5 protein-coding genes and 2 pseudogenes are annotated in these 9,064 nt (G+C 71.9%); 5 read left to right on the top strand and 2 right to left on the bottom strand.

Annotated elements, in window-relative coordinates; translation table 11 throughout:
- From ABZW18_RS22615 to ABZW18_RS22625, 3 genes and pseudogenes are all read left to right on the top strand, one after another.
- Nucleotides 1-819: a 3-hydroxybutyrate dehydrogenase gene (locus tag ABZW18_RS22615; RefSeq protein ID WP_356190119.1), complete on the top strand. Its 819-nt coding sequence runs from the start codon at nucleotides 1-3 to the stop codon at nucleotides 817-819.
- 355 nt (nucleotides 820-1,174) lie between these two features.
- Nucleotides 1,175-3,117, top strand: a pseudogene (locus tag ABZW18_RS22620) (GAF domain-containing protein).
- 85 nt (nucleotides 3,118-3,202) lie between these two features.
- Complete coding sequence (locus ABZW18_RS22625) at nucleotides 3,203-3,418, top strand: CsbD family protein (protein WP_356190122.1); 216 nt, start codon at nucleotides 3,203-3,205, stop codon at nucleotides 3,416-3,418.
- 97 nt (nucleotides 3,419-3,515) lie between these two features.
- Here ABZW18_RS22625 and ABZW18_RS22630 read toward each other — a convergent pair whose 3' ends face one another.
- Nucleotides 3,516-4,898 (bottom strand): MFS transporter, encoded by a 1,383-nt coding sequence (locus ABZW18_RS22630; RefSeq protein ID WP_356190124.1) that lies wholly within the window; start codon nucleotides 4,896-4,898, stop codon nucleotides 3,516-3,518.
- 296 nt (nucleotides 4,899-5,194) lie between these two features.
- Nucleotides 5,195-5,338: pseudogene (locus tag ABZW18_RS22635) on the bottom strand (12-oxophytodienoate reductase); the annotation flags it as partial.
- Between the two features lie 194 nt (nucleotides 5,339-5,532).
- Between ABZW18_RS22635 and ABZW18_RS22640 the strand changes: the two are divergent.
- Nucleotides 5,533-6,267, top strand: a complete 735-nt coding sequence (locus ABZW18_RS22640) for a GntR family transcriptional regulator (protein ID WP_356190126.1) — start codon at nucleotides 5,533-5,535, stop codon at nucleotides 6,265-6,267.
- 288 nt (nucleotides 6,268-6,555) lie between these two features.
- On the top strand, nucleotides 6,556-8,958 hold the full coding sequence (locus ABZW18_RS22645) for a collagenase (RefSeq protein WP_356190129.1): 2,403 nt from the start codon (nucleotides 6,556-6,558) through the stop codon (nucleotides 8,956-8,958).
- The last annotated feature ends 106 nt before the right edge of the window (nucleotides 8,959-9,064 follow it).

Here is a 9,064-nt window from a genome sequence, read left to right on the forward strand (position 1 = left end):
ATGACCGTGCCCACCTCACCGGGTCCCGCCTCACCAGGTCCCGCCCCCCACTCCGTGGCCCTCGACCTTGTCGGCCGTACCGCACTCGTCACCGGCGCCGCCGGCGGAATCGGCCGCGCCTGTGCGCTCCGGCTCGCCGCGGCCGGAGCCAAGGTGCGGGCCGTGGACCGGGATGCCGGCGGGCTCGCCGATCTGACCGAGTGCGCTGCGGGCCTGGCGGGGGCCGTCGAGCCGCACGTCCTCGACCTCACCGATCTGGACGCGGCCGAGCATGCCGCCGCGGGCACCGACATTCTCGTCAACAACGCCGGGCTGCAACTCGTCCGCCCCATCGAGGACTTTCCGCCCGACGTCTTCTCCACGGTTCTCACCGTGATGCTGGAGGCCCCCTTCCGGCTCGTGCGGGGCGCGCTCCCGCACATGTACGGGCAGGGCTGGGGCCGGATCGTCAACATCTCCTCCGTGCACGGCCTGCGTGCCTCCGCCTACAAGTCCGCGTACGTCGCCGCCAAACACGGCCTCGAAGGCCTCTCCAAGGTCGCCGCCCTGGAGGGTGCCGAGCACGGGGTCACCTCCAACTGCGTCAGCCCGGGCTACGTCCGCACGCCGCTCGTGGAGCAGCAGATCGCGGACCAGTCCGCCGCGCACGGCATCCCCGCAGAGCGTGTCGTCTCCGAGATCATGCTCGCCGGCTCCGCGCTGAAGCGGCTGGTGGAGCCCGAGGAGGTCGCCGAGGCCGTGGCCTACGTCTGCTCCCCGCCGGCCTCGTTCATCACCGGTGCTTCGCTCCCGCTCGACGGCGGCTGGACCGCACACTGAGCGCCTCCGGCGAGGACACCGCCGCCGCGCACGCCGACGGCCCTGCGGGTCCCGACGGCCCGGGGCATTCCGCGGGTGCTGCCCCCTCCGGCGGCCCTGCCGTCCTTATGGTCCGCAGGGCGGCGACGGTTTTGCAGGCCCCGGCAGCCCCCGCAGTCCTGGCAACGGCGCCAGGGGCTCCGCGGGGTCCGGTGGGGTCGGCGAGGGTACGTGGCCGGTTGGCCCCTTCGGGGCGCGCGGTCACGGACGTCCCGCGCACCCCGCCGATTCCGCGGCGCGGCGCCCCCTACCGCCGTCCGGTACGTCCCTCCGCCGGGCTGGCGCAGCCGCAGGTCAGGCAGGTATCCCTGTAACCATGCCCAGCCCCCGTCCACGCGCCCGCCCCGCCGCGCCGGCCGAAGCCCCCTACCTGGAGCTTCTCTCCCACGGTGCTCCCGCCGAGGAGTACGAACGGCCGGTTCTGCGCGCCCGCGCCGACGGAGCCTCCGCCGAGGAGCTCGCCGTCCTGGAACGCGGCAAGCTCCTCGCTCTGCGCGTCCGCAGCGAGCTGGAAGGCCGCCGCCGCCGCGAGGCCGAGCTCTCCGCGCTCATCGAGACCGCGCACGACCTGGCCGGGCTGCGCGACCTCGACGCGATGCTGCAGGCGATCGTGCAGCGCGCCCGCTCGCTGCTCGGCACGGAAGTCGCGTATCTGACCCTCAACGACCCGAAGGCCGGCGACACCTATATGCGGGTCACCGACGGATCGGTGTCGGCGCGTTTCCAGCAGCTGCGGCTCGGCATGGGGGAGGGGCTCGGCGGGCTCGTCGCCCAGACCGCCCGCCCGTACGTCACCGAGAACTACTTCGAGGACCCGCGCTTCCAGCACACCCGCGCCATCGACTCGGGTGTGAGGGACGAGGGACTCCTCGCGATCCTCGGTGTGCCGCTGATGATCGGCAGCGGCGTCATCGGCGTCCTGTTCGCCGCGGACCGGCGAGCCAGGGTCTTCGAGCGCGAACAGATCGCTCTGCTCGCCTCGTTCGCCGCGCACGCCGCGGTCGCCCTCGATACCGCCAACCTCCTCGCGGAGACCCGTTCCGCTCTCGCGGGGCTCGAGGCGGCCAACGAGATCATCCGTGACCGCAGCGGCGTCATCGAGCGCGCCTCCGAGGTGCACGACCGGCTGACCGAACTGGTGCTGCGCGGCGGCGGAGTCCACGATGTCGCCGACTCACTGGCCGAAGTGCTGCATGGCACCGTCGAGTTCGTGGAGGCGGAGGCCCTGCCCGACCGGGCCGTGGACCGCTCGCGGAGCGGCGGGCACGCCGTACGGCACGGCGAGGACTGGCTGGCCGCCGTCTCCGCGGGCGGCGAACTCCTCGGCGCCCTCATCCTGCACGGCCATCAGGACCTCGACCCCGTCGACCAGCGCACCCTCGAGCGGGCGGCCATGGTCACCTCGCTGCTGCTCCTCGCCCGCCGCTCCGCCGGAGAGGCCGAGCAGCGGGTCCGTGGCGAGCTGCTCGACGACCTTCTCGACGCTCCCGACCGGGACCCCCGGCTGCTGCGCGAGCGTGCCGCACGGCTCCGGGCCGACCTGGACGCCCCGCATGTGGTCCTCTCCGCGCGGGTGGCGGCAGCCGGCCCGGACGGGTTCGAGCAGGGTGCAGCCCCGGGAGGGGGAGAGGCCGCCGACCGCCAGCGCCTGTGGTCCGCCGCCTCCCACCTGGCCGCGACCCGGCACGGGCTGGCCGCCGCCCGGGACGGTGGGACCGTACTCCTGCTGCCGCTCGGCTCCGAGGACAGCGTGGCCGGGACTGCCCGGCAGGCCGCCCGGCAGCTCGGCATCGCCGTGCACAGTCCGGTCACCGTCGGGGCGTCCGGGCCCGTACCGGAGCCTGCCGCCCGCCCCGGGGAGGTCGCCCTCGCGTACGCGGAGTCGCAGCGCTGTCTGGAGGCGCTGCAACTGCTCGGCCGGAGCGGACAGGGCGCCGCCGCCGAGGACTTCGGGTTCCTCGGGCTGCTGCTGGCCCCAGCCGTGATGTCGGCGCCTTCGTGCACCGCACCATCGGCGCCGTCACCGACTACGACGAGCGCCGCGGCACCGACCTGGTCCGCACCCTCGTCGCGTATTTCTCCAGCGGGATGAGCCCGGCCCGCACAAAAGATGAACTGCATGTGCACGTCAATACGGTCGCGCAGCGGCTCGAGCGGATCGGCCGGCTCCTCGGGCCCGACTGGCAGTCCCCCTCCCGGGCGCTGGAGATCCAGCTCGCCCTGCGGCTGCACCGGCTGTCCGCCGCCGTCGACCGCTGACGGCTCTGCCGGGGTGCGGGGCCGGGGGCCCTGCGGCAGCGTGGGTGTCGGACAGAACAGTCCGTACCCACAGGAAGGCACTCCCATGAGAGAGCGGACCGGCGGCCGTAAGGGCACCGCCGACAAGATGATGGGCAAGGCCAAGGAGATGGTCGGCAAGGTCACGGGCGACGAGCGCTTGCGTGGCGAGGGCCGGACCGACCAGTCCAAAGGCAAGGCCAAAGAGGCCATGGACGTGGTGAAGGAAAACCTTCACGGAGCCAGGGACTCCCTCAAGGGGAAGAGCCGGCGCAAGCACTGAGCGGCCGTTGACGCGCAGCTGCGCGGTCCGGTACGAGCCGGACCGCGCAGCGGCGGCAGGGGAGCCCCGAGACCACGGGGCCGGAGCCCGGGCGGGCTCAGACCGTGCGGGCCGGCGGGGCCGGAGCGGGAGCGCCCGCCGCGGACCCCGGCTCGATCTCGGCCAGATCCCGGTGCCGGGTCTCCTTGGCGAGCCCCACCGCGAGAAGCGTCAGCAGCGCCGCGGCGATCACATAGAGCGCGACCGGCGTCGGGCTGTCGTAGTCCGCCAGCAGCGCCGTGGCGATCAGCGGGGCCGGAGCGCCCGCGGCGACCGAGGAGAACTGGGCGCCGATCGAGGCCCCCGAGTACCGCATCCGGGTGGCGAACATCTCCGAGAAGAAGGCCGCCTGCGGCGCGTACATCGCGCCGTGGAAGACCAGGCCGACCGTGACCGCCAGCGTTGCGTTGCCGAAGCTCCTGGAGTCGATCAGCGCGAAGAAGGGGAACGCCCACAGACCGACGCCCGCGGCGCCCAGAAGGTAGACGGGCCGCCGGCCGATACGGTCGGACAGCGCGCCCCAGGCCGGGATCACCGCGAAGTGCACGGCTGATGCGATCAGTACGGCGTTGAGCGCGGTCTGCTTGTCCAGGCCTGCCTGAACCGTCGCGTAGACCAGCACGAACGCCGTGATCACGTAGTAGCTGATGTTCTCCGCCATCCGCGCGCCCATGGCCACCAGGACATCGCGCCAGTGGTGCTGCACCACCGCGACCAGCGGCATCTTCTCCACCAGGCCCTGCTCTGCCGCCTTGCGTGCCTGGGCGCGGGCGAGGGCCTCCTTGAAGATGGGCGACTCATCGACGGACAGCCGGATCCACAGCCCGACCAGCACCAGGACACCGGAGAGCAGGAACGGCACCCGCCAGCCCCACGACTCGAACGCGGCGTCGGACAGCAGCGCGGTCAGCGCCGACAGCACACCGGTGGCGAGCAGCTGCCCGGCCGGGGCACCCGTCTGCGGCCACGAGGCCCAGAAGCCGCGGCGCTTCGCGTCCCCGTGCTCCGAGACCAGCAGTACCGCGCCGCCCCATTCGCCGCCGAGCGCGAAGCCCTGCACCAGGCGCAGCACGGTGAGCAGCACGGGCGCGGCCGAGCCGACCGTGGCGTGGGTGGGCAGCAGCCCGATGGCGAACGTTGCGCCGCCCATCAGCAGCAGGCTCAGCACCAGCAGCTTCTTGCGGCCGAGCCGGTCGCCGTAGTGGCCGAAGACGAGCGCGCCGATCGGGCGGGCGGCGAAGCCCACCGCGTACGTGAGGAACGACAGCAGCGTGCCGACGAGCGGGTCGGAGCCGGGGAAGAACAGCTTGTTGAAGACGAGCGCGGCCGCGGAGCCGTAGAGGAAGAAGTCGTACCACTCGATGGTGGTGCCGATGAGGCTCGCAGCGACGATACGGCGCAGCGATCCGGGGTTCGGGGGCGCGGAGGCCGGGGTAGCCATGGTCACCACTTCCGGGCGGGGGACGGGGGCTCTTCGTGTCGCCACACCGTAGAAACGCCCAGGTCAGCGGCCCATGTGGTGGGACACCACAGTTCTCGGGGCAGGTGTGCCCCCGGCAACCATGACGTGAGGGGATCGAGCCGATCGAAGCCCGCCGCGGAAGTCACCGGCCCGCAGTCGCGCCCCGGAACGCGAACAAGGGCCGCTGACCCGCGGCCCTTGTCGGTCGTCCCACGGCAGCGACAGGCACACGACGTGCCGGGGCGTTGCCGTCCGGGGACGGTCAGGATCAGTACGACGATCCTCCCGCCCGCTCGGTGGACCGCGCTCGCCACCGCGGCCCAGCCCGCGAGCGCGTCCTCGCCGTAAAACCGGGGCACGCGGTCACTGCTGCCCGCCGAGTCCTGGCCGACGTACGTCCCCTCGGTGATGACCAGGCCTGGCCTGCGGGTGACGTTGTCCATCGGTCCGAGGGCCCGGAAGCTCGGGTACCCATGGTCGCCAATTCCGGGCTGCGTCGCCCGGGATCACCGGCGCGACCGGCCGCGACGCGGATATCTTGGCAACTGGTCGCTCTGCCCGGCCGGTTCAGCCGTCATCACCGCCGCCGTCGCCGCCCGAGGAGAACCGTCCCATGACCGCCGATCACGGCTCCTCCCTGAAGCTTCCCGCCGTACCGGAACGGCGCAACATCCGCGATCATGTGGCCCACGCCCTGCGGGCCGCTCTCATCGCGGGCGAGCTCCGTCCCGGGGTCGTCTACTCCGCCCCGGCGCTGGCCGGGCAGTTCGGCGTATCGCCGACCCCGGTACGGGAGGCCATGCTGGACCTCGTCAAGGAGGGCCTGGTCGAACCGGTCCGCAACAAGGGCTTCCGGATCACCGCGGTCTCCGAACGCGACCTCGACGAGTACACCGAGATCCGCCGGCTCATCGAGGTCCCCCTGGTGGGCCGGATAGCCCGTACCGCCGCCCACCGCCAGCTCGAGGCGCTGCGCCCGACCGCAGCACGGATCGTCGAGGCGGCCCGGGCGGGCGACCTGATCGGCTACCTGGAGCACGACCGCCGCTTCCACCTGTCGCTGCTGTCCCTGGCGGGAAACCAGCGTCTGGTGGAGGTGGTCGGCGACTTGCGCAAGCGCTCACGCCTCTACGGCCTGACCAGCCTGGCGGAGAAGGGCGTTCTGGTCGCCTCGGCGGAGGAGCACGAGCAGCTCCTGGACCTGATGCTGGCCGGGGACGCGGAGGCCGCCGAGGGCTGCATGCGCGACCATCTCGGTCATGTCCGCACCCTGTGGGCCGACCGGCACGCCGGGGACGGCGCGTCCGTCGGCTCGCTCGGCCCGCCCTCTCGGGGGGACGGCGGTTGACGCCTCCGTGCTCGCGGAGGTGGGGGAGCGGTGTCGAAGTGGGTTCACGGAGAGTGGAGAAGGCGTGTGCACCCGCGTCCCGGCAGTCCGCTCGTGTGGCATGTGAAATTGCACGGTCGCACCGGATGGTCCGGGACGACCGAATGCCGCCGCAGCCCAGTTCGCGGTAGCTGACTCTACGTCAATTCTTGGCCGGTTTCTCCCTTCACCCTCATCAGTAAAATGTCACACCCTACCTCTCGAAGCCCCGCGGCTGACGCCGCCTCACCTCTCGAGAGGACCCCTCTCATGCCCAGGCTCAGACGTCCCCACCGTCGAGCAGCTCTCACGGCCGGGCCCGTCATCGCCCTGCTCATAGGCCTCGGTTCCTTGCCGGCCCCGGCCCCGGCTCAGGCAGAACCCGCTGCCCGGCCCCACTCCAGCTCTCCCGCGGGCGTCGCCGGCCGGACCGCGGCGGGACCAGCCGGGCAACGGGACGGCGGCGCACGCGACCACGCGGTACGGCTTGCCAAGGCCCCCGCGATCTCGGCCGACTCCGTTTCCGCTCCGCTCTCTTCGCAGGGAGCACTGCTCACCAAGGCACCTCAGGGCGTAGCCGACCAGGTGGCGGCGGACCCCGCACAGACCGACACCGGCGAAGGCCCGGCTCCCGCTCAAGTGCCCTGCACCCGCCCCGACGTCGGCAAACTGAATCCCCGTCAGCTGGCCGACTTCCTCACCGCCCCGGAGACCACGGTCGAGAGCTGCCTCGGACAGCTGGTGTGGACCTACGACGCCGACCTCGCCCGGGTGCTCACCCCCGAACACGCCGAGGCCGTGCTCGCCCGTATCGCCGCCGTCGCACCGCAGAACGACGGCACCAACTCCGGCCATCTGTACGAGCTGTGGTGGTTCCTGCACGCCGCCGTCTACCACGACTGGTACCAGGAGGACATCGACCTCGGCGGCGCCGCCTTCCGCGCCGCGGTCCGCAGCGCCGCCGACGCCTTCACCGCCAACCCCCACGCCTTCGACGACACCGCCACAGCAGGCGGCACCCTGCACGAATTCATGGTGGTGCTGGACACCGCCGGCGTCCGTGAGCACTATCTGGGACTGCTGAAGAAACTGCTGCGCACCGTCGACGGCAGCACCGACCAGTGGAAGAGCCAGGTCCACCGGACGAGCGCCCTGGACGCGCTGGTGCTCAACTTCCGCGGTCTGACCACCGACGACAAAGGCTTCGAGGCGGCGGTCGCGGCCGACGCCGACTACCGGGCAGCGCTCCGGGCGTTCGCCGGGTACACGCATCTGGCGAGTGAGCACATCTGGCTGATCCGCGACGGACTGGGCGAGTACGGGCGGCTGAGCACCCTCGCCCCGCTGGAGCAGGACGTCGTACGCGATCTCCAGCAGCTGTTCCCGCAGGTCACCGAGCGCTTTCACCGGCTCTCCGCGCCCTGGCTGGCCCTGGCCGGCTGGCTGGAGCAGCACAGCCTGTGCGCCCCCTACCGAGCCTGCCGCTCCGACGTGGAGGCCGAGGTCTTCCCGCGCCGGTACCGCTACGAGGACGGGGGCATCGAGACCCGCACCTCTCTCGCCAACCCCGTCGTGGAGCAGCTCTACTACGCCTCGACCCAGGTCAAGGCACAGTTCTTCCGTATCCTCGGCACGCGGGAGCCGCTGGCCGGCGACCCCAACACCCGGCTGAACATACGGCTCTACGCCTCCCGCGCCGACTACGAGACGTTCCACCCCTACCTGTTCGGCATGGGCACGGACAACGGCGGTGTCTACATCGAGAACGGCGCCACCTTCTACACGTACCAGCGCCGTGTCCCCCAGGACTCCAGGCTCACCCTCGAGGAGCTCTTCCGGCACGAGTACGTCCACTACCTCAACGGCCGCTTCGCCGTGCCCGGCTTCTTCGGCGAAGGGCCCTGGTACGAGGGCGATCGCACCACCGCCTTCGATGAGGGAATGGCCGAATACCTGGCCGGAGCCACCCGCGACGACGGCGTCAGGCTGCGCAAGGACCTGATCGGCTCGGTCATCCGCGACACACAGAGCGGCGGGCCGAGGATGACCGTCCGCGAACTGCTGCACGCCGAGTACGCGCGGGACGGCTTCCGCTTCTACAGCTACGCCGGTTCGTTCTTCGCCATGCTGGGCCGCGACCGGCCCGAGCTGCTGTCCGAGATGTACGGCCGGCTGCGCTCCGACGACGTGCCCGGCTTCGACGCCTTCCGCGACCGCCTCGGCGGCGACGGGCAGCTCCAGCAGGCCTACGACCGTTATCTCGACGAACAGATCGCCGTGGAGGACGACTTGTTCGTGCCCGACACCGAGTACACCTCGCCGCGACAGCTCTACGCCACCCAGCCCAGGCACGTCGAGAGCAGCCTGCGTGAGGCGACCCGGCTGACACCGGTGTGCAAACAGAGCGCGACGACGGACCTTCCCCGCTTCACCTGCACGGGACGGATCACCGCCCGTCTCGACGACGGCAGTTCGCCGGGGCAGGTGAGCAAGTCGATGGCGGCCACGGTCGATCTGTTCCTCCTCGAACGCGCGGAACCGGCCATGAACAACCTGGCCGACATGGTCTGCGAGTACGGCACGGCGACGGTCTGGCAGGACCACACCGCGGCGACGGCCGACTACGTCTGCACCGGACCACTGCGGCCATCGTCCCGCCCGAGCGGGGCCTGAAGCCCGACGGCCCTGGGGGGGGGGGCGCGGCGCCGCGGCGCCGCCGCGCCGGGGTCGAGCGAGGCCCCCCCGGTGAAGAGCCTGCGCGAGACGAAAATAGGGTCGA

The sequence above is a fragment of the Streptomyces sp. NPDC004647 genome, assembly GCF_040609575.1.
Lineage (GTDB): Bacteria > Actinomycetota > Actinomycetes > Streptomycetales > Streptomycetaceae > Streptomyces.